The organism is Candidatus Saccharimonadales bacterium (genome assembly GCA_036388415.1).
Lineage (GTDB): Bacteria > Patescibacteriota > Saccharimonadia > Saccharimonadales > UBA4665 > UBA4665.
Genome location: DASVRW010000002.1, coordinates 587,292 through 608,292, shown reverse-complemented (window position 1 = coordinate 608,292; position 21,001 = coordinate 587,292). Strand labels below are relative to the sequence as shown.

At 46.8% G+C, this 21,001-nt stretch carries 22 protein-coding genes; 12 read left to right on the top strand and 10 right to left on the bottom strand.

Annotated features, from left to right (window positions below; translation table 11 throughout):
• The first annotated feature begins 170 nt into the window (after nt 1–170).
• Together VF575_03275 and VF575_03270 are read left to right on the top strand one after the other, a co-directional pair.
• Nucleotides 171–830, top strand: a complete 660-nt coding sequence (locus VF575_03275; protein HEX8182599.1) for a hypothetical protein — start codon at nt 171–173, stop codon at nt 828–830.
• Nucleotides 831–898: 68 nt separating this feature from the next.
• On the top strand, nt 899–1,573 hold the full coding sequence (locus VF575_03270) for a hypothetical protein (GenBank protein ID HEX8182598.1): 675 nt from the start codon (nt 899–901) through the stop codon (nt 1,571–1,573).
• Between the two features lie 414 nt (nt 1,574–1,987).
• On the opposite strand, the gene VF575_03265 is transcribed toward VF575_03270, so the two are convergent.
• Entirely contained in the window at nt 1,988–2,461 is a 474-nt protein-coding gene (locus VF575_03265; GenBank protein ID HEX8182597.1) for an Hsp20/alpha crystallin family protein, read from the bottom strand.
• A gap of 373 nt (nt 2,462–2,834) precedes the next feature.
• Between VF575_03265 and map the strand changes: the two genes are divergently transcribed.
• The 7 genes from map to VF575_03230 all read left to right on the top strand — a co-directional run bounded on the left by map (nt 2,835) and on the right by VF575_03230 (nt 7,006).
• Entirely contained in the window at nt 2,835–3,593 is a 759-nt protein-coding gene (map, locus tag VF575_03260; GenBank protein ID HEX8182596.1) for a type I methionyl aminopeptidase, read from the top strand.
• A 222-nt stretch (nt 3,594–3,815) separates the two neighbouring features.
• Nucleotides 3,816–4,196 carry a DUF1428 domain-containing protein gene (locus VF575_03255; GenBank protein HEX8182595.1) on the top strand — a complete coding sequence of 127 codons (381 nt, stop codon included), beginning with the start codon at nt 3,816–3,818 and terminating at the stop codon, nt 4,194–4,196.
• A gap of 9 nt (nt 4,197–4,205) precedes the next feature.
• Complete coding sequence (locus VF575_03250) at nt 4,206–4,778, top strand: YdeI/OmpD-associated family protein (GenBank protein ID HEX8182594.1); 573 nt, start codon at nt 4,206–4,208, stop codon at nt 4,776–4,778.
• Nucleotides 4,779–5,206: 428 nt separating this feature from the next.
• Nucleotides 5,207–5,755, top strand: coding sequence for a DUF4396 domain-containing protein (locus VF575_03245; protein HEX8182593.1), 549 nt, complete (start codon nt 5,207–5,209; stop codon nt 5,753–5,755).
• A 1-nt stretch (nt 5,756) separates the two neighbouring features.
• Nucleotides 5,757–6,035, top strand: a complete 279-nt coding sequence (locus tag VF575_03240; protein HEX8182592.1) for a metal-sensitive transcriptional regulator — start codon at nt 5,757–5,759, stop codon at nt 6,033–6,035.
• Nucleotides 6,036–6,054: 19 nt separating this feature from the next.
• Nucleotides 6,055–6,435 (top strand): DUF305 domain-containing protein, encoded by a 381-nt coding sequence (locus VF575_03235; GenBank protein HEX8182591.1) that lies wholly within the window; start codon nt 6,055–6,057, stop codon nt 6,433–6,435.
• Between the two features lie 184 nt (nt 6,436–6,619).
• A complete protein-coding gene (locus VF575_03230; GenBank protein HEX8182590.1) occupies nt 6,620–7,006 on the top strand; it encodes a DUF1801 domain-containing protein in 387 nt (128 codons plus the stop codon).
• Between the two features lie 116 nt (nt 7,007–7,122).
• On the opposite strand, the gene VF575_03225 is transcribed toward VF575_03230, so the two are convergent.
• From VF575_03225 to VF575_03215, 3 genes are all read right to left on the bottom strand, one after another.
• Complete coding sequence (locus VF575_03225; GenBank protein ID HEX8182589.1) at nt 7,123–8,214, bottom strand: PQQ-dependent sugar dehydrogenase; 1,092 nt, start codon at nt 8,212–8,214, stop codon at nt 7,123–7,125.
• 72 nt (nt 8,215–8,286) lie between these two features.
• On the bottom strand, nt 8,287–9,210 hold the full coding sequence (locus VF575_03220) for a hypothetical protein (GenBank protein HEX8182588.1): 924 nt from the start codon (nt 9,208–9,210) through the stop codon (nt 8,287–8,289).
• A 144-nt stretch (nt 9,211–9,354) separates the two neighbouring features.
• The gene (locus VF575_03215; protein ID HEX8182587.1) at nt 9,355–9,660 is read right to left on the bottom strand and encodes a zf-TFIIB domain-containing protein; all 306 of its coding nucleotides are present in this window, start codon (nt 9,658–9,660) and stop codon (nt 9,355–9,357) included.
• A 213-nt stretch (nt 9,661–9,873) separates the two neighbouring features.
• Between VF575_03215 and VF575_03210 the strand changes: the two genes are divergently transcribed.
• Together VF575_03210 and VF575_03205 are read left to right on the top strand one after the other, a co-directional pair.
• On the top strand, nt 9,874–10,344 hold the full coding sequence (locus VF575_03210; GenBank protein HEX8182586.1) for a DUF2975 domain-containing protein: 471 nt from the start codon (nt 9,874–9,876) through the stop codon (nt 10,342–10,344).
• A 10-nt stretch (nt 10,345–10,354) separates the two neighbouring features.
• Nucleotides 10,355–10,585, top strand: a complete 231-nt coding sequence (locus VF575_03205) for a helix-turn-helix transcriptional regulator (GenBank protein ID HEX8182585.1) — start codon at nt 10,355–10,357, stop codon at nt 10,583–10,585.
• Between the two features lie 78 nt (nt 10,586–10,663).
• On the opposite strand, the gene VF575_03200 is transcribed toward VF575_03205, so the two are convergent.
• Nucleotides 10,664–12,814: an ATP-binding protein gene (locus VF575_03200; protein HEX8182584.1), complete on the bottom strand. Its 2,151-nt coding sequence runs from the start codon at nt 12,812–12,814 to the stop codon at nt 10,664–10,666.
• Nucleotides 12,815–12,933: 119 nt separating this feature from the next.
• Here VF575_03200 and VF575_03195 point away from each other — a divergent pair, with 119 nt between their 5' ends.
• Entirely contained in the window at nt 12,934–13,860 is a 927-nt protein-coding gene (locus VF575_03195) for a phosphatidylglycerol lysyltransferase domain-containing protein (protein HEX8182583.1), read from the top strand.
• Here the strand turns inward: VF575_03195 and VF575_03190 are convergent.
• From VF575_03190 to VF575_03170, 5 genes are all read right to left on the bottom strand, one after another.
• Nucleotides 13,857–15,011, bottom strand: coding sequence for a hypothetical protein (locus VF575_03190; protein HEX8182582.1), 1,155 nt, complete (start codon nt 15,009–15,011; stop codon nt 13,857–13,859). The two genes, VF575_03195 and VF575_03190, sit on opposite strands and share 4 nt — an antisense overlap.
• A gap of 112 nt (nt 15,012–15,123) precedes the next feature.
• Nucleotides 15,124–15,522 carry a response regulator gene (locus tag VF575_03185; protein HEX8182581.1) on the bottom strand — a complete coding sequence of 133 codons (399 nt, stop codon included), beginning with the start codon at nt 15,520–15,522 and terminating at the stop codon, nt 15,124–15,126.
• Nucleotides 15,523–15,569: 47 nt separating this feature from the next.
• Complete coding sequence (locus tag VF575_03180; GenBank protein ID HEX8182580.1) at nt 15,570–17,849, bottom strand: ATP-binding protein; 2,280 nt, start codon at nt 17,847–17,849, stop codon at nt 15,570–15,572.
• A gap of 13 nt (nt 17,850–17,862) precedes the next feature.
• Complete coding sequence (locus tag VF575_03175) at nt 17,863–19,014, bottom strand: ABC transporter substrate-binding protein (protein HEX8182579.1); 1,152 nt, start codon at nt 19,012–19,014, stop codon at nt 17,863–17,865.
• A 99-nt stretch (nt 19,015–19,113) separates the two neighbouring features.
• Entirely contained in the window at nt 19,114–20,901 is a 1,788-nt protein-coding gene (locus VF575_03170; GenBank protein HEX8182578.1) for a cache domain-containing protein, read from the bottom strand.
• Between the last annotated feature and the right edge of the window lie 100 nt (nt 20,902–21,001).

Below are 21,001 nucleotides of genomic sequence, written 5' to 3'. Positions count from 1 at the left end.
CTGGAACCCCATTATTGTATAATATGTTATCTAACAGGGGTGGGCAAAGATATTACAGATACTTGACAAGACGTTTTATCAGAAAAAAATGACTCTACCGCTGTTAATCGCTGTCGTACAAGATTCATTGTGCGACATTTAGATGCAGCAATATCATTTATACTAACAGTATGGCCGAAAATGAAAATCAGAAATTGCTTAATGACATTAACCAAAAAGTGTTTCATATTGAAAATGCATACTTAGTTAGGCGTGAAGTCTATCTACATTTCAATAAAGCAGTGAACGCAGATGCGGCGGAAGCATACCTTAAAGTGATTACTAGCCACAAGGGTTTTTTCTTACCACTACTAGAAGGCGCTCTGTCATACACAATGAATAACCTTAATCGCCTTGTATCAAGCAATGATAAGAAGTCACTAGAGAAGGTAATCAACAAAATGCAAGCCGCAGGAGAAGGTAATTTTACAGCTGACTTAGAAAAATTGAGACAAAAACATAACACCACGCTCAAAACGATAACCGAATTAAGAATGGACTATTTTGCTCACCTTGGTGACGTTGATCTGAAGACAATTAACACTGTATCAGAGGATGATTATATTAAGTTGTTTGAAGATGTGAAAGATTTAGTCAATAAGTTGAATAATGTTTATGGAAACACGGTATGGTACATGGACGGTGACGCTAGAGAAGCCATCAAGGACACGCATGACCTAATGAACAATTTACTTCGCGGAGAAGCCAGTAGAATTAGCGAGATTGACGTTGAATATATTAGCGGTGTGTTTAGTGATGGCAAGTCAAAATGGCTTAAATCGGCTGAGTAATAATCGCGACCACCATATCAGGTGTTTCACTATAGACAATACACGAGAATAATGATACAATATTGCTTATGTCTGATATTCCAAAGCCAAAGTTTGACCTACCTGCATTTGAAAAGTCAGTAAGTCCTTATGAAAAGACTGACTATGCTCAAAGTCTTGGTCGCTCTACCCTCGGTAGAGGTTGTATTGAAATGGAACCCTCGTATCACCGCCCTAGCTTCTATGAGATAGAAAAAGGACGGGGAACAGTGTTAGTAGATATGGATGCACGAGGTGACATTACTGCTGATAACGGCGAAGAGAAGCGAATTGCTACCTTTGGTCTTGGTGGCTGTAATGCCGTAGCAATTTCGGCAGAATTACCCGATGGGACACGCAAAGGTTACGTACAACACTACAGCCCCCTCAATGATCAGTTAGGTGCCAGCACGTTAGCGGAAGCAGTAGACCGCTTCGCAACTGACGGGGTTTCAAATGTCAGGGCAGTAGTGATGACGCCAGGAGAATGGACGCAAGATCCGTCTGTTAAGTGGGCTATGGTTCCGAGAGATGAACTAATCACCAATCTTTTGACACTAACTGTACAGGCTAGGCTTGATGAGGCTGATGTGCAAGTATACCCCTATTCTGAAATGCTGTCTGCTGACCGATATGGCCAGGGTACTCTGATGGTTGAGTTTCGTGCTGACGGTGCTGTCAATATGCTTGCAGAGTCTATGCCAATCAAGCCGCTTGGTGAGTAGCTTTCATCGTAGGTATTAGTTTATTTGCTTCTAGAAGAGTACAAGCCCTCTATATAGTAGTGTAAGTACTAGGACTCACCTGATGCTTGCAAACATCTGATAAGGTTTATCTAAAATGGCTCTCCATCTATGGTATTCATCTCTGATAGAGTGAAAACTTTTTCTACCTGCTGCACCAAGCCGAATTTATAGATATAGCAAATCATTAGGGTGCGCTATATATTTTGCACTTATCTGTTACTGGTTATAGTCTCGGTTCTAACATTATCTGTGATTCTCTGCGCGGCATTTTATATCTGTCAGATTATATAGATTAAGTTGGGCGTTCGAACTTATTCTTTAGTACTTCATAAGACATTAGTTAAAAGCCCCTGCTATAAATACAGGGGCTTTATAGTGCCTTAAGCATTAAGCCTAAGCTGCAATCTTTTTAGCACCGGAGCTTTTACCGGCCTGAACCTTTACCTGTTTTGCTTCTGGGCGGTGAACAGGCACTTTGATTTTCAGCAGACCTTTATCAAGCTCAGCTTCAATATTATCTGCATCCGCACCTTCAGGCAGAACTACTCGACGTGCAAAACTTGCATTGCTTTCACGAACAATATAGTTGCGTCCGTCTTTTTTCTGCTCGTCTTTTTCAGTAATCTGACCTTTGATTTCAAGTACACCTTCTCGGATATTAATATCGATGTCATTGACATCAAATCCTGGAGCAGGCATCTCGACAACCATGTGCTTATCATCCTCGCTGTAGATATCTACTGATGGCAAGTTGAAAGCTTTTGTTGGCAGACCAGCTGATCGGAAAAAGTTATCAAACAGCTTATCCATCTCTTCAAAAGTGGATAATCCTAAATTGCTGCTTGGCCGACGAGTTAGATCAAACATAATTATCCTCCTTTCCTGTACACCTCTCTTGCTACTTTTAGCTTCGGAGTGATGCGCCTACGGTAGTTGGGCTATTAATGCATCTCCCAACTCCGATAACCATAGCTAGCGGAGAAATGACAGACATTAAACGTTTAATTTACAGTGGTGGTTTGCTTAAACCCACCTATTATTTATATATCAAACTGGCACTCTCATGTCAAGAGTGCTAATTAACAATGTTTGTATATGGTTTAACGTTGTTTATGCAACTTAAGCAGCCGAACGACTGTTTGTATATGTTAGTATGGTTATAACTTCAGTAACTGTGCTGCACCAATTTAGCTAATATGACAAATGCGCCTATTGGCGTGTTTTTTGTTATCATTTATTGATGATAGGTCCACACAAGACGGCGGCAGAAATACAGGCAATGCGTGATGGCGGTAGAATTCTAGCCACTATATTACTAGATTTGCGCGATAAAGTCGTACCAGGTGTTAGTGAGAAAGTACTGGATGACTGGACGGCAAAAGAGATTACGCGTTACGGTGCTATTGCGACGTATAGAACTAATGAGGTGAATTTTCCGGGATCCATTTGTATTTCTGTTAATAATCAAGTGGTACATAGCATACCTACAAATTACATACTGCAACAAGGTGACCTAGTCAGTTTTGATTTGGTATTGACCTATAAAGGCATGAAGACGGATAGCGCATTTACAATGACGGTAGGAGACGAGCCGACAGACATTCAAGAACACTTATTACGTGCAACTCAACGTAGTCTGTATGCTGGCATTAACGCAATAAATGGTCCTACACGTATTGGTGACATAGGGGCAGCCATAGAGAAGGAATTGAATAGGGCAAAATTAGGTATTGTTCGTGATCTGGTTGGACACGGTATAGGGCATAATATGCATCAGGAGCCTGAGAATATACCGAATTATGGTCATCAAGGTACGGGCATAATGCTGACGCCAGGAACAACGATAGCTATTGAGCCGATGACTACATTAGGAAGTGAAAAAGTTATCCTCGAAGATGATGGTTGGACAGTTTCAACTGAAGACGGCAGTTTATCAGCGCATTTTGAACATACCGTTATGGTAACTGAAAATGGCGTAGAAATTCTGACCGTTCTTTAAGGCAGCATACACTCAATATATAATTGAGCTAACAATGCCAGTCCTCTCGGTCAAAGCTATATTGAATGGACGGTTAGGTTCACTAAGTAACCAATCAAAAAGTTTAAGCAAATGCTGTATATCTGCACCAAATATTAATCACGGGATGCTCCGACGTCCTGCCGCTTTACTCAGAGTGCTAAAATCATAAAGGATGCAACTGTAATATAGGGAGTAGGTAAAATGGCTAAATACGTTGATGGATTTGTTCTGGTAGTACCGAAAGGCAAAGAAGCAGAGTATGAGGAAATGGCGAAACAAGGACGCGATTCCTGGATGAAGCATGGTGCCCTTCAATATTTTGAGTGTAGGGGTGAAGATCTCAAGCAGCAAGAAATGGGAGACGAAAAATCACGAGCTTTTCAAGAAGTGACTGGCGCAAGCGATGAGGAAAACGTTTGGTTTTCGTTCATTGTGTTTGAATCAAAAGAGCACCGCGATGAAGTAAACAAAAAAGTTATTGCTGAGATGGAGGACTCATATAGCGATCAGATTGATTTCGAAATGCCTGCTGACATGAAAAAGATGGCATACGGTGGGTTTGAGGTAGCGGTTGAAGGATAGTATTAATTCATGAAAGCAGAATACCTAGAAGTAGAATTTGAAAATGCCCAGCTATGGAAAGCCTGGCTGGACGCACATTACGCAGATACGGACGGTGTCTGGTTGCGTATGTATAAGAAAGCTTCTAGTATTATGTCGGTCACATATGCGGATGCCCTGGATGAGGCATTGTGCTACGGATGGATAGATGGGCAGATGAAGAAAAAAGACGATGTGTCTTATATCCAAAAATTCACGCCGAGACGTAAAAACAGTATGTGGTCCAAGCGCAACATAGAGTATGTCGCGAGACTGGAAGCTGCAGGACGAATGACGCCCGCTGGATTATCTGAAGTTTTTAGGGCAAAAGAAGACGGCAGGTGGGATCAGGCATACGATAAGCCCAGTGAAATGGTAGCTCCTGACTATTTTCTGGATGCTCTAAAGAAGAATCCTCAAGCGCTGGAATTCTACGGCACACTGAATAAAACAAATACTTACGCTATCGCTTGGAGATTGCAGACTGCGAAGACGGAGCAGACGAGGAATCGTAGAACGGAGAGACTGCTAGAGATGCTTGCGCAAGGCAAGAAACTGCATTGAATTGCTAAAGAATTTGCATTGTACTGGCGAATATAATTTGGAGAAATGGTAAAGGCTGTTATCGACAACCGCTGCATTCTTGAATAATTTTCAATGAAGCGTGGTTAGGAAATAAAAGAGGCTCCATCGAGGAGTCTCTTTTACTTCGTCGACCACATTTATTCCTTTTTCGTGTCGTTCGGTACTAATCACGTGTGCATTGTTGTCCGTCTGAATGTTGGCATCATCTTGCTCGAAGTTGAGTAAATGCGCCTCTACTCGTAGCTGATTGTCTTTAATGCATGCATCGGTATAAGGATATGTATACCATTGAACGACGTCGTCCAGTCGTCACCAAAGTATTGCTTTTGCAGAGCGCTTAATTCGGCAATCAGTTCTACCCACTATTTCTGACTATAAATACGGTGTATTATATACCCCATAGGGGTATGCAATTACAGAAAGGCAAGATAGTGCAAAGAGATGCAACACACCAGCACACGACAAAGCATGATCATCATGTTGTAAACAATGATGGCGTACATGCTATGGCAGTCAGCGCCACGCTCCATTGCCTTACTGGCTGCGCAATAGGTGAAGTGCTAGGTTTGGTCATCGGTACGGCGTATGGCCTGAGTACCGGTTTAACGATCCTTCTGGCGGTTGCTCTGGCTTTTGTGTTTGGCTTTGCGCTTTCTGCTTGGCCACTAGTAAAAGCTGGTATTGGATTTACGGCAGCAATATCACTGGTAGCGGCCGCGGATACGCTATCAATAGCTACGATGGAGCTTGTTGATAATCTGGTAATGGTAGCAATACCCGGGGCTTTACATGCTGGGTTGGTAAGTCCACTGTTTTGGATTAGTATGCCGCTCGCACTGACTGCTGCATTTTTTGCAGCCTTACCGGTAAACAAATATTTGCTGAAGCGGAACAAAGGCCACGCTATAACGATGAATGCGCTGGGTGGACACGAGCATCATCAGGACAACAATTGATATGCAAAAGTATGGCTATGCAGATAATAAACCTGACTTGCTCAAACGGCTCAAACGTATCGAAGGACAAGTACGGGGCGTGTCTAAAATGGTGCAGGCAGACAAATATTGTATCGATATTTTGACGCAGGTAAGTGCAGTTAAGGCGGCAATGGACCAAGTCGGACTGGAATTGTTACGAGACCACGCAAGGCATTGTCTAAATAATGATACAGTCGAAGGACGTGGTGAGGGCGACAAAGCCGATGAGTTGGTTAATGCGATGAGTCGAATGTTATAACACCTAGGGGGTAAGTACTATGCAAACCAAACCATTATTATACGGTCTTATCGGGTTCTTTATAGGCGGATTGCTGGTGTCTGTTGCGGCCACGACATTTGACAGGCCACCTGAGCAACAAAACACTAGCGCGCTCCACGGCTCGATGTCGGCGAGTAATCTGACGACAAAAAGCAGAGACGACTTTGACGCGGCCTTTATGTCTGAAATGATCACGCACCACGAAGGCGCGGTTGAAATGGCAAAAATGTCCGCAGCAAACGCAAAACATGATGAGATCAAGCAATTATCTAAGGAAATAATCTCAGCGCAACAAAAAGAAATTCGCCAGCTGAAACAGTGGCAAAAGGATTGGGGTTACTCAGCTGGTTCGGCAAAGCATAATAATGCTAGTCATTAATAAACTTTGAATATTGAGCAGACGACAACGTGTGTCTTTGGGCTTGAAGCCATTGTTTAGCAGTATAGCTGCTATTTTTTAGATATGTTATTACTCTCGCTTGCCGGGATTGCAATTGTAGACAGCTTGAATCCATCTATAATCTTACTGACACTATATTTGTCGCATTTGCTATGATGAAGGTATGCAAGAAGACATTCAGATGTATCATAATAAGCAAACATCCGAAGACGAGCGTATATGTCAGCAGCTCTACGAGATTATCAGCAAAAACCTGCCGCAGGCGACCGCGAAAGTCTGGCATGCACATCCCGTATGGTTCATTGACGGTAATCCAATTGTCGGGTACAGCAAACTGAAGGGTGATGTGCGAATGATGTTCTGGAGCGGACAATCTTTTGACGAACCCGGTCTGATAAGTACCGGCAGTTTCAAGGCCGCGGAAATCCGGTATACTGATGCAAAGCAGATTGAGCATGCTGATTTGAAACGATATCTACACAAGGCTGTACAGATTCAGTGGGACTACAAACATATCATGAAGAATCGTGGGCTGCTGAAATTGCGTTAGTGGAACCAGCGCAGTTTAAAGTATAGTCATTGCAAGTTTAGAACTAGGCTCATACATATGCTCGGAAAATTATTGAGCGCGCCTTGCGCGTAAGGGGTTGCGGGGTGCTTTGAAAGTCACAGAAGGCTTAATGGCACGCGGAGGATCTTGTCGTCACTTTGTTTGGGGCTGCCACGCCCGTCCTTGTTGCTCGTACTGATAAGCAGGCTGTTATCGTGAGTGGTGATGGCGCGGAGACGGCCATATTCTTCGACGAGATGCCGGGAAAGCGCAACTTTTTCGCCATCAATACGGGCTTGGTAGAGCGTTTGACTGCGCAGGCCAGTGAAATAGAGCTTGCCATCTGCGTGGACCAAGCCGGCTGGCGCCCAGGTGTCATCGGCGCCCGATTCTGCAACTGGTGCTATCATGCCGCTCCGTGTCTCAGCGCCGCGAACGACAGGCCAGCCATAGTTACCACCCTTCTGTATAAGGTTCAGCTCGTCGTGTCCGGTTTGCAAACCGGACGGTCCGTGCTCCGTGGACCATAACCGATCCTCATCATCCCAAGCTATACCCTGCGGATTGCGGTGGCCATAGCTCCATACTTCGTTGCCAAACGGATTATCTGAGGGTACGCTGCCGTCGGCATTGATCCGAAGGATTTTGCCAGCCAGACTAAGGCGGTCTTGAGCCAGGTTTTCAACTTGCGCATCCCCGGTCGTAATATACAGTTTGCCATCAGGACCAAAGCTGATTGCGCCACCATTGTGGTTTGCGGCGGCTGGAATATCTATAAGTACGTTGGTTTGCTCCACGAGCTGATCTTTCGCGAGCCGATAGCGCTCAACAATATTGCTGTCACCCGTTGTTTTGTAGACATACACGTAAGCGTTGTCTGCGAAACGTGGATCGAGGGCAACCCCGAGTAGACCACCTTCGCCACGCTCGACAACGTCGGCAATTTGGAATTGTCGGTTATCATTTCCGATGATTCGAATAATGCCGCTACGTTCGGATATCATCAGGCGGTCGGACGGCAGACTAGTAATGGACCAGGGTGTGTCGAGATTACCTATGACAGTAGAAATGCTGTTGCGGTCTTGGTTGCTCAGCTGACTAGTTGGTAAAGAAGAGTTCGTCGGGGCGATGATACGATCATATGCAACATACGCAGCAAAAAGCAGTACTAGTATAAGCAGGGCTGGGATGTGTATACGCTTTCTCATACGATGCAGTATAAAGGTTTTGAGATCTACTGACTATCCGGCAACCACTAACCCGCCATAGCAACACGGAAACTACGGTCGCGGGATAGAACCATGTACAACGAGATTACCATTGCTGATGGTACACCAGTTGACGTTGTTCCATTCCATAATGCTCGGCGTGTATGGACTCAGCAGCATCGGACCAGTCCGGAATGAATGGTCTGCATAGCTTGTCCCATAGAAACAGATATTGTTCATGTACAGCTTGCCAGGTCGGCCATCGGTGTGAATCCTAAGACCATACGGCGCACCCCAGAACAACACGTCTGACAAATAGACATCGGCAGCGTAGCTATCGGCTACAAATAAGCCGGCTGTAGCTGAACTGTTATAACCCCGAATCGTGGTGTTGCTGACCCGCATTGTCGCGGTTGGTGAATTGTTCGGATTATAGCATTGGATGACATCGGCGTGATCATCGCCTATTCCTTGTGCCTCGAGCCAGCTATTCTGGATAACCATAGTACCGGAACCGTTACAGCGGTAACCTTCCCGGACGCCACCATTGACGTCTGCACCAAGACGAACACGGTTGATAGTACTCGTGCCACTGCCACAGTTGTTGTTGACAGATGCCGGCTCAGCATGAGTAGTGATCGTTAGATTAGAGCGGGTTTCACAGCCGAGCCGGATAGGTGACGATGCTGTCATGTTCGTGAAAAACTGGGTGTCACCGAAGCTGTACGGGAAACGATGGATGCCCGTTGGCGGAGGCGGTGTAACTGCGGCAGCAAAGTTGACAGCTTTTCCTGCTGAAGCTGTTACGTCTGATATTATGGAACCGGCATCAGAGCTGATGGTTCCATTTTCCGGTTCTGCCGATATGAATGGGGTAGCAGCTCGAATCGACAATGCAGCTGCAATACCAACCGCGACAAACGTAGTAGCCACTAAAAAAAGCAAGATGTGTCTGTGCAATAATGCAAATCGGGAATTTGGTGTCGTTTTGCTCATAATACAGCTTGTTTGAATACAATTCTACTTCATAGTAAGCAATAGCGCAATAGTTCGATATATTAACGGCATGGCTTACGGGACGAGCCAAATGATGATGTCGTATATATCCGATAGCGTCATGTCAATCATGAACGGCTGCATCTAGAAATCAAACAAATCACCCAGGAAGCCTTCTTTCTTGTGCTTTCGATGTGTATTGTGCTGGTCGTGGTGGTAATCGGGCTTTGACGGCTCATAGTGGCGCTGTTGCTCATACTGCGCCGGCTCTGGAGTGTACGGGCGTGTTGACGGTGGGGGCGTCGGGGCAGGTGACGCGTCGCTACGTTCGATGATTTTGTCAAGTTCGCCGCGGTCGAGCCAGACACCCCGGCACTGCGGGCAATAATCTATTTCTATGCCTTGACGATCGGTCATATTGAGTTCAGTTTGGTCTATTGGACATTTCATATATATTTCCTCCTGAATATCATTATAGACCAATTATGTCTGACGCCGCGGTATGTCGTAGAAATATACCACCGCAGGCTACGTGCATTGCACCGCTTTTAAACAGCATAAACTGTTATTTACAGTACCGTTATATAGTATTAACAATAAAAATATATTGCAAAACGATAAATAGTTTGCTATAATACAAGAATAAATTAATCGAGATACCATATGCAACGCAGCTCAACATTGATATTAAAAGCAGTTATCGCGGCCATCGGTCTCATCGTGCTGGCGATTTGTGTTTTCGTATTGCCACGTTTAATCGGCGCGGAGTTGCGGGGTGATTTCGATTACGGCCCGATCTTCGTCGGCATGTATGTATCGGCTATACCTCTTTTCTTCGCTCTCTATCAAGCCCTCAAACTCCTTGGCTACATAGATCGCAATCTGGCTTTTTCGACTCTATCCGTCAGGGCGGTAAAATACATCAAATACAGCGCTGGTGCTATCAGTGCTTTATACGCGGCGGGTATGCCGTATATATTTTATGTAGCAGACCGGGATGACGCACCCGGGGTAGCGGCAGTAGGGTTCGTCATAATTGGCGCGTCGCTTGTCATGGCAATCTTCGCGGGCGTTCTGCAGAGGCTTGTGCAGCATGCTGTCGATATCAAGCGCGAAAATGATTTAACGGTTTGAGGCTAGTACTATGGCGATAATAATTACTATTGATGTTATGTTAGCGCGTCGCAAAATGAGTGTGACTGAACTCACGGAAAAGGTCGGCATCACTATGGCGAATCTCTCTATTCTGAAAAACGGCAAGGCAAAAGCGGTGCGCCTATCAACGCTGGAGGCGATCTGCCGCGCACTGGACTGTCAGCCTGGTGATATTATGGCGTACCACAACGATAAGTTGTCGGATAAGCCAGGCCGGTAACGGCAGATAACTGCGTATATTACGTGAGCTATGAACGTGTGCCGGGCCGGGAAGTGATGCGCCCTACACGTACTACTTCTATGTTTTGATTGATGTGACGGGCAACCAGAAGCCAAAGACGCTGCCTTGCTCCGTGGCTGGACGGTAGTATGCTTCACCGCCATGTCCTTCTGCAATTGATTTGACGACGTAGAGACCAATGCCATTGCCGTCCGGCTGTTCCTGGCGGGCATTCGTGGCTCGATAGAATTTACCAAACAGATTCGGCTGCTCCGCTAAAGGTACGCCCATACCCTGGTCAGTTATTTCGAAGATGATTTTATCGGCCGTCACAGCCAGATCGACAGTGACCGTGCTATGTTCCGGACTGTACTTGATGGCGTTTTCGATGTAGTTTGACAGTGCTTCATTTATTTTGGCGACATCGACATTAAGACGGACGGGGTGATCTGGCTTGAGCAGTGTGATACGACTATTCTTCCGTGATGCCAGTACCTCGACCTGATCGATGACTCTTTCGGTGAGTAATACGAGGTCGGTATTGCTCTTGTCGATTGTAAAATGGCCGGCTTGGAGACGTGCCATGTTGAGCATGGTCCGTACGACAGTAACCAGATGTTCACTGCTAGCTTCCGCCATTTCTATTAGCTCGTCACGATCCTTTTTTGTGATCATCGGATGGTTGAGCATGCGGAGTGCGTCGTGTACGGAGGCGGCAGGGGTGCGCAGCTGATGCGACGCTGTCGCAATAAAGTCATCCTTGAGCGCGTCCAGGGTTTTGAGCTCTTTGTTAGCCTTGCGGAGCCGTGACGTTGCCCGTTTTACTTCAGAGTGCATGGTGTCGGCGAAGTGTAGGATCTGTTCAAATTTTTTGGCATTTTCGAGTGACAGGCTTAGGCTTTTTGCGCATATACGCAGCAATGCTACGTCCTGGGTGGTGTACATGCTGCCGTTTTGCTTCGTACCGAGCAAGAGTAATCCTGCGGGCTTATCTGGCGTACCGAGACGAAGTAGTATCTCGGCGTCACCTTGGGCCATTATGCGCGCGATGCTGCTTGTCGGGTTTTCGTGAATGTCGATAAGCATTTGTTTTTCGTGCTTGAGCTGGCCAAGTAAAGCATTGATTGATACCGGCTCTTCGCTTCCTCGGGCTGCCTGGTGATAGACAGTTCCTGAGGCATTAAGCACTGCGAGATAAGCCGTGCGCGGCTTTAGGGCATCTCCGAGCACCGTGAGACTTTGCTCCATGATAGTATTGATGTCGTTTTCGGTGATGAGCGCGTCTGATAATTTGTCCAAAACTTCACGCTCGTTGTAGGCGTCGCGGTAAAAGAGACGCTGTGTGTGCTTGGCTACAAACCGTTCTACATAGTGAAATGTCAGAGCTATAAATATAGTCGGCAACAGTAATACTGTAAGATCCTTAGCGTCAATATCATTGAATGACGTAAGCTTCGTGCCAATGAGAACAATCAGCAGCGAATAAAATGCCGCTACAACGCCAATTGTAATCGAATATCCAATCACCCGGGTTATGGCGAGCCGAATGTCGAACAGCCGATACCTCACAATTGCGTACGAAGTAGTTGCGACTAACGCAAAGAACGATAATGCGCCCGCCAGGTTTGAAAAATTCGTTGACTGGTTTAGCATCGTCAAAAATATTCCAGTGACGACATTTACTAGTAAGCCAATGAGTAAACCGGTCATAAACAACATGATCTGTGCCCGCTGCCGCGAGTTTACGTGCTTGCGCTTGCGGAGCATCATAACAATACATGCGATGAAGCTTCCTGCTATATATAGACTCTGCAATGTGTACAGCAGTCCGAGGTCATTAGGCTGTGCACTATGACCTTCGATAGTAATACCTGGGACAAGAAGCGGTGTATAGGCCGCCGACAGGAATAGCGCGCTTGGTATAACTGCAAACGCAAACAAAAGATTGGACGGCTTGCTAGTCTGAACGGGGAAGGCGTTGCCGAGATATAGTAGTAGCGGTGCCATAAGTGTGCCTACGAATGTTGCTGTACGAACAGACCACAGACTGATTGTAGTGTCAGCCGCAAGATCCGCAATGAATAGCGCACACAGCCAGAGGGCAATCACGGTAGATAGTAGAAAAAACAGTCTGTTTACAAGCTGCCGGGAATCCTTTAGTACTGTCACTAACCCAATAACAAAAAGTCCGATGATAGGTATTGAGTATGAAAGCCATGTATAAAGCATAAGTGTTATCTTGACTATATCACGGTGCTTAGCAATCCCCAATCAATAACAAGTGCACATAAAATGCTTATGGTTGATGTTAGAATATGAACAGTACATAAAAACACATAAGGATGAGAATGATGGGTGAAATTGCTCAATTCCCGGACTATAGTCCGGTGGATATTTCTATTAGGGATCAATTGCTGGCCTATACTGCGCGGTACGAGCCGTACTCCGATTTCAATTATACGAATATGGTCAGCTGGGATGTTACGGGCGGTGCGCGGGTGGCACTGCTCAATGGAAATCTCGTCGCCAGGTTTCCTGATTATTTGAATGGCTCTGAGTTTTATTCCTATCTAGGAGATACTCAAGTCGATGCTACAGTAGAAATATTGCTGAATGAGGCGGAACGCTGTACGCCAACGCGGGAACTTCGATTGGTGCCTGCCGTTGGTACACTGGCGTTAGCCAATTCTACTGAATATAGCCTGGCAGAGGATGTTGATGGCCACGATTATGTTATTTCCTTAACTGACATCGTTCGGAAGCATGGTTCATCTTTTCGACATATGCGTCACGAAATCAATCATTTTTATACCAGGCATGGCCAAGCAACCTTGTTTAGCGAGCTTGATTTGACCGATCCAGGTACGCAAGGCGATGTATTCAAAGTGTTCTTGAACCGCGAAAAGACGAAACTAGATAATGACCATGAGAATAGAGCCGAAAGCGAACTGATGGCATTGGGGCGCTTGTTCTCGGCGGCTGACCTGTCGATGCTTTCGGCGTACGGACTTACCATTGACGGTAATTTGAAAGCATTTATGATCAGCGAAAGAATTGATCAAGAGTGGTACACTGGGCATTTTTGGAAAGCTGATACGCATTATCGCGGAATATACCGGTATTTAATGCATCAAGTAGCCGAAAGACTTGTTCAAGATGGCGGCAGTTTGATGAATATTGAGCAGGATTTAGGGATTGGTGGACTGCGTCGCATGAAACAGCAATTTAACCCAATCAGCCAGCTAAAGAAATACACGATAACTGATTCTCGCTAGCTGACTGATACTCTTAGCATACGAAAAAGCTGGTGCCCGACAGGACGGGCAAAATCAGTATCAATGCCAACGCGCTGAAATGCCATTTGTGATATGCGTGGCACCTTTTTGTTGCTTTCAGTGTCACAGGCAAATGTTATGACTGGTTCTATGCCGGCCCGCCTAATAACCCGGCCCATCATACCGATGGTGTGCATGCTGGTCGATCCGCGGGCTCGGTGCGGGTTGGCTATGATGCCCGGCGAACAGTACACGAGACCCGCATCGTATTGTTCGCTGAAATGCTGTTTATAATAAAATTGGTTCATCCAAGAACAATTTCTTATATCGATGAACAGACATAGATTAATAATGTCTTGCTGTTCTTTATATAAAAACTTGATACATTTCGGAGATTGCATGAGTGCTTTGAAATCATGTTCATCAAAGCCGGCTTGAACCGGATCGTCATGTGACAAGCCATCAAACACTGGTTTATAAAAGCTCCAGAGTTGTTCGATATCTGCCAGGGAAAGGCTAGGTGCAACGACTGCGTCATTCTCGCTAAATACATTTTCTCTTATGCCGGCTGCATACGCATCGTAGAGCGACAGGCTTTGGGATGATGTAGTCTGCTCCTGTGGCCGCGCAAAACTTGCATAATGATAATGTGGCGTAATCTCTCCCTCTGGGCCTTCGACGGGCGTCAGCGTAATGGCGAGATCGGAGGCTAAAGCGCCAAGCTGACGGTTGATTATTGGTGCTTCATGGTCTGTGTGTTCGACTACGATAACTCCCCTTTGATCGGCTAACCGCCGGAGACCGGATTGCATGGCTTGAGTGTACGGACCGGCGTGCTGTTCGTACAGGGCAGATACATGGCCGTAATATACGAGTGGTACGTCTGTGCCTGCGTATCTCTGATGGTAATCGAGGTTGTACCAATCGAGCAGTTCCAAGGGTGTTAGTAGCGGCGTGCGCCGGATCGCATTATCAGACCGGGATTCCAGTATCACCGATCGCGGATCATGCAGCGCCCGGCCAAAAGCATTTTCATCAAATATCCCTTCGGCTTCGATGCTTTGGTACCGCCCGTCGTTTTCGAAATTTTGACGGTATAGATTGAAATTAGTTTGGTCGCCACACTTGGCGGGATCTTGTCTGTCTGACATGTAATTTCCCTGGGATCTAATGAAGGCGCACGCCTCAATCGGTCCGGCTGCGTCATAACGGGATAACTACAATAGATACATCGCTATGTGTAACCCGGTGCTTACGGACAATCTATGCAACCGATGGAATATCGTTGCGGGTATAACCAGCAATAACTTCTTCGACCATGTCAGCAATTTCTTTGGGCTCGTGCTCGCTTTTGACGATATATTTGACGGCGCCTTTCATGAGGGCTGTTTCTGCGTCTTGTTGTCCGGCCAGGTTTGTCAGCATTATAACCGGTATGGCTTTGGTAGCAGGATTAGCTTTGAGTATCTCAAGTACTTGCAGACCGTTCATTTTGGGCATCATCACATCGAGCAAAATGACTGTTGGTTTTGTCTCGGCGACTTTTGTGAGTCCTTCTTCGCCGTCGCCAGCTAGCTCTACATCGTATTTTTGAAACGTGAAGATTTTCTGATACATACGAGACATCAACGGATCGTCTTCGATAATAAGTACTTTAGTCATATGTCTGTATTCTACAGTCAAGCACTAGCCGATAGCAAGCAAAATAATTATATTTGATCTGTTTTAGTGCTTTTGTCTTGTACGGTCAGCCCCGTCGCTGTGTCTGTGATTGTATCGTGTCTGCTGGCCGCCGCATTGTTCTGTTGCTCGGGCGTAGCTAGTGGTATCGTGAAGCTGAACGTCGTGCCCTTTCCTTCGACAGATTCGTCCAGAGCTATGGCACCGCCCATATTCTCTACGATCATCTTTGATATGTATAGTCCAAGACCAGTACCGCGCGTCGTGTCACGGGTCAGTAAACTGCTGCTGGCCTGCTGAAATTTATGGAAGAGCAACTTTTGTGATTCGATCGTCATACCCCGGCCCGTGTCGCTTACGAGAACTTTGACAGCTTGTGCGGCCCGGTCTAAGCGAGCGGTAATCATGATACCGCCTTCATCGGTAAATTTGGCCGCGTTGCCAACGAGATTGTAGACGACTTGCTTGAGCCGGTTTTTGTCCACCCAGACTTGTGGAAGTGTATTCAAGGTAAGCTCGTCGAGCTTGAGGTATATCTTCTTTTCGTCGAGCACGGGACGCATTTCGTACACAACACTTTCGATTACCGGCTCAATATGAGTTGCTTCGTAGTTAAATCTAATTTTGCCCTGTTCGAGCCGTGACAGGTCCAAAAAGTCGTTTACGATATCGATAAGTCGTACACTGCTGGTATGCATATCGTCCACCATCTCTTTGAGCTGGTCGTCCTTAAGAGCTTCTTTGTAGTACTCCAAGATCATACTACTGTTGCCCTTAATACTGGTAAGTGGAGTTCGGAGTTCGTGAGAGGCGATTGAAAAGAATTCGTCTTTGCTGCGTTCCAGTACTTTGGCTTCAGTGATGTCGTCCAGCAGGACAATTGCTCCGATGATACGATCGTCACTGCCCATTATCGGAGCACCAAATATACGAAGTATACGGTCGTCATACGATATTTCTCCTACCTCAAAGCTTTCACCGGTCTGTTGACACGCCTCTAGCGACTGTATGAGGTCGAATCCTTTGGTCAGCAGTTTTGTCCTGAGTGCCTGAAGCGTAATTTGCCGGCCGGACTGCGTCATGCCAAGTCCAAGAATTTTCGGCATTACTGTGTTGTATGAAATCGCCTGATCGTCTTTAAATGTCATCAGCAGTCCTACGTCGAGGCTGTCTATAGATGCTTTAAGTCGGGCATGCTCATCATAGAGCTTCTGGCCGGATGTCTGCAGGCCCTGCGCCATCGCGTTAAAGGCGCGCGCTAATTCTCCAATTTCATTACGAACGGCAATATTTGTGCGGACGGCCAGATCGCCTTGGCCGATTTGCTCTGTCGCTTTTTGGAGTTCGACGAGCGGCCGGGTTATTCGTCGGGAGACGTAGTAGCCAGCAGCTGTAGCTGCCAGTGCGCTTAACAGAAATACTAATAAGGAGTTATATAGATTACGAATGATAGGCGCGTAGGCTTCGTTTACCGGCATTTCAACTATGACTGCCCAAGCTGGCGACCGAAGCGCGGCATGCGAGGCAACGACTTTGCCACCGTTGATACCTGTAGCTGTGTACGATATACCGGCGGCATGGATTGATTTATTGCGTATAAATGCGTCTACCTCTTCTAGGTTTTTGAGATTTTCGCGAGCGAGTACCCGGCTCGTATCTTTGTAGGCTATAAGGCTGCCGTCTTTGTTGACCACATAGGCTTGGCCGCGCTGACCAACTTTTATGTTGTCAACAAGTTCCCACATAAATTTTAAATTTACTTCAGCTACAAGCGCACCCTTGTAGTCTTTGAATACATCTTGAATAGGCGTCGCTATTTCTACTAATGGTTCGCTCGTCACGGTATCTATGTAGACTGGCCCGATATAATTCTTGCCACTCTTTACTGTCTCAAGCAACGCTTTGCTGTCGTTTGAGGTCGACGTACTGAAGCTGGCGTTACGGCTAATCTGTTGCTTTAGTACGCCGTTTGTATCTACAACTTTTACGTATCGAAATGCGGGCTCAATCCCGAGCAGCTTGCTGAGAGCTAGTTGGCTGGATTGCGTATTCCCAGATGATAGATTGTACAGTTTTGTTGACAGGCTAGCTGCGAGAAGCTTGTCATCCATAAAGCCCTTTACGGTACGGGCGGCGCTACCCGCGACTAGTTGCTGGCGATCGGTAATCGCTCTGCTTTCAGAGCGATAGGCAAAGTATGTGTTGATGCATCCGGCAACCAATAGAGTACAAAGACTTAAAATCACAAAGGATAAGGCAAGGGTAGCTGACAGGCTTTTAAATCCGCGGGTATATTTGTGTTTTTTCATAATTAACTTCTCGTTAGCGGACTATACTAGTTGCGGTACTGAGCAGGCTTTCATCGATGGTCAGCCCGAGCCTTTGAGCCGCTTTTATATTGAACTTTAATTCATTTTCAGGACTGACAATCGGAATATCACCGGCCTTGGTACCTGTAAATATTTTGACGGCTAATGGTGCTGCAAGTTTGCCGACCTCAAATGAGTTTGGCCCAATAGTAAAAATGGCTCCACGGTCAGTGCTCGTTAGTGCACCACCGCCTACTGGCAGTAAGTGAACTGCGGCATAGTCGCATAGTATTCCCACCGTAGAAGGGAGAGCGGCGACTGGCTCTGGTATAAATAAGATACCATCAAATCCAACGTTTCCTTTAGCAGGTAACGAACTAAGGTAGGCTTTGAGATCGGTAGGATCAGTCGTGTTTAAAGGAACTTTTATGAGCTTTATTCCGGCGGCGGCGGCTGCTGGTTCGATGGCTGCAAATGCAGCAGATATCGAGGGATAATCTTTGAGGTACGGCACCATTAGACGTTTGGCTTTTGGTGCAATTTGCTGCATCAGTTCAAGACGTTTTAATGCTATTTCAGGAGCAGGAAATCTAACCCCGGTAATATTGCCGCCGGGACGCTGCAGGCTATCTACCAGGCTGCTTCCTTCTATGATCGTATTGCCAGAGACGACTGGAATGCTCGTGCCTTTTGTTCCGGCTTTGGCCTCTATTGCCGCCTCGGTAGGAAAGGCTAATATAAGGTCTACTTTGGCGTCAACAAAATCTTTGATGATCGATTGATTCCCAACAGGCCTGTCGGCTCGGCGTATGTCGTATACAATGTTTTTACCTTCTATGTATCCAAGTTGAGTCATTCTTTGCTTGAAGCCTTCAGTCGTTGGGGCAAAAAAATCGAGAGCACTTAGTATACCAACATGATATAGCTTTGGTGTGTTAGCTGTTGTTGCCGATGGCGGTGATGTGCGGTTGCTTAACGAATATATTCCTATGCCAGTCAACAAAATAATAAAGAGAATAGCAGCAAATATTTTGCGCGGCATGCGTTTTGTTTGAGGTGGACGATCTTCAACAGGCGTATCAGTGGGACTGGCTGCATTAAACTGACTAGTCGTATCTCTCGACTGCTCCTTTTCGGCGATTTGACTAGCGGTCTCTGTATTCATAATGATTGTCTTGTCGAAGTGCTAGTGCTTATATCCTACCATATGCATGCTGCAGGAACTATTTATGCCTACCCGGCGTTTATTTGAAGATATGTCTTGTTATTCCAGCTGATATGCCAGGTATTTCGCGATGAGGTAGGCAGGAATAATAGATAGAATCAGCAAAAGTGCCGTGACTGCGAAGGTAAGTTCTATGGATCGTCCGGCGGCTTGCAGTATATTTGACTTCGGCTGGCCGATAAACAACATACCAATGACGGTGTTGTCGATGTCTTTGAGCGGAGCGTACACGGCGAGGTAACCCCGGTTTTGTACTTCGATCGGCCCCTGGAAGGTGCGTCGTTGTTTGAGAACAGTATTTTGTACTTCGCTGCTGGTTTCTTTGACACCGATCCAGCGCGACACGCCGTCTGGCGCGACGAACGTCGTTGCTGAACGGATGCTGCCGGCGTATATAGCACTATCGAGCCCTGTCGAGCGCTTGATGCCATCGACAAAGGCATTGTCGGCAACCAGGCTAGCCGTAGCGGTACCGACAACCCGTCCACCTGGCTCACGGATCGGAATAGTGGACTTAATGTAGATGACTGGCGCCAGCACGCCTTCGCGGCTGGTGACGCTCGAGCTGGGCTGGCCGATCAGTGCCCGCCGCACAAGTGTATCTGACGACACCGAATCACCATAGCGGTCCGGATCCTCGGCACGCAGCAGCACCTGGCCGCTGTCGTTCGTAATGAGCAGTGAGGACTGCTTTTTGTCACGAAGGAAGGACTGGGTGAGGCCGATCAGCGCAGTGTGGTCTTTGGCACTGACGGCTCTGGCGATATCAGGATTTTCGGCGATTGATTGTGTATTGGCGAGCGTCTCAGCTTTTTTGCCGTCGATTGCATAGCCAAGTACGGCGGCGGCCGTCTTGAGGTTATCAAGGCTGGATTTCTGAATATTGCTTACGAGCAAGAAGGTAAAGCTGATTGTTGTGAGCAAGAAGATTGCCAGCGTCAGTGAGGTGAAGATCATAAATAGTTGCGATAGGAAACGGCGAGTTAAATACTGCCACACCCATCGGCCGAGTACGATGACGGCTGCCAGTAGAACAAGCTGCTGCACGATCCAAAGTGGCCCAAATGCTGCCACCAGTGCCGCGACCTGCGGGTTGCTACTGTCTTGCCAGAGGCTGGTCAATGCCAGCGTTTCGTACAGAAACAATAGTCCAAATGAGATAGCCACTGGCTTGTAGTGCCGCTCCAGCCCAGTTGTCGCCCGGCGCCAGTAGAGTGCAGCGATCGCCAGTGCGCTAAGTGGTAGTAATAATTGGGCTACGTTTGGCAAGCTGGCAAAGCCGACTGCTTGCATGCGCTTTGCAGGCTTTTTGGCAGGTTTCTTGTGGATGTGACCAGCAGGCGTCGAATGCGGATGAACTGCTACTTGCACTCCAGACTCGGAAGTCGGCAAAGCGGAGACAGATTGAGCGTGGGTGAGTGGGGCAGGGGTGAGAGACGCGGACTTAGGTTGCTCAGATGCTACGGGGGCAGGCGTATCCACGAATTCTTCTGCCTGGACGCCCTTCAGCTCGGGTATTTTTTGGAGTGGGTCAAGTAACTGGGCGATGATAATGCCGATATAGCCGAGTGCCCGCAGGACAAATGCAATTGTCTCTGACAGACTACCGAAAAACGACTGGCCAAGTACTGACTGCTCGATGATGGTCGCGCTGAATAAGAATGACAGGGCAATGAGCAGGAAGCTCGACCACTGTATTAGTTCCTTCGGTGCGCGCTTGGCGAGCCAGGCGTCGAATTCAAGCCAAAAAACGGCGAAAAACACTAGGGCCGCAAACAGACTGATTGCGAAGTGGATGTTTTGACCAAAAAATTGTAGCGGCACCATATGAGTTACTTTTGTTCCCTGGCACTGCTGGCCGGTGACGTGTTGCTTCTACCTAATGATATAGTAACCATGAGCTTTTTCATATGATTCTTGAGCTTTG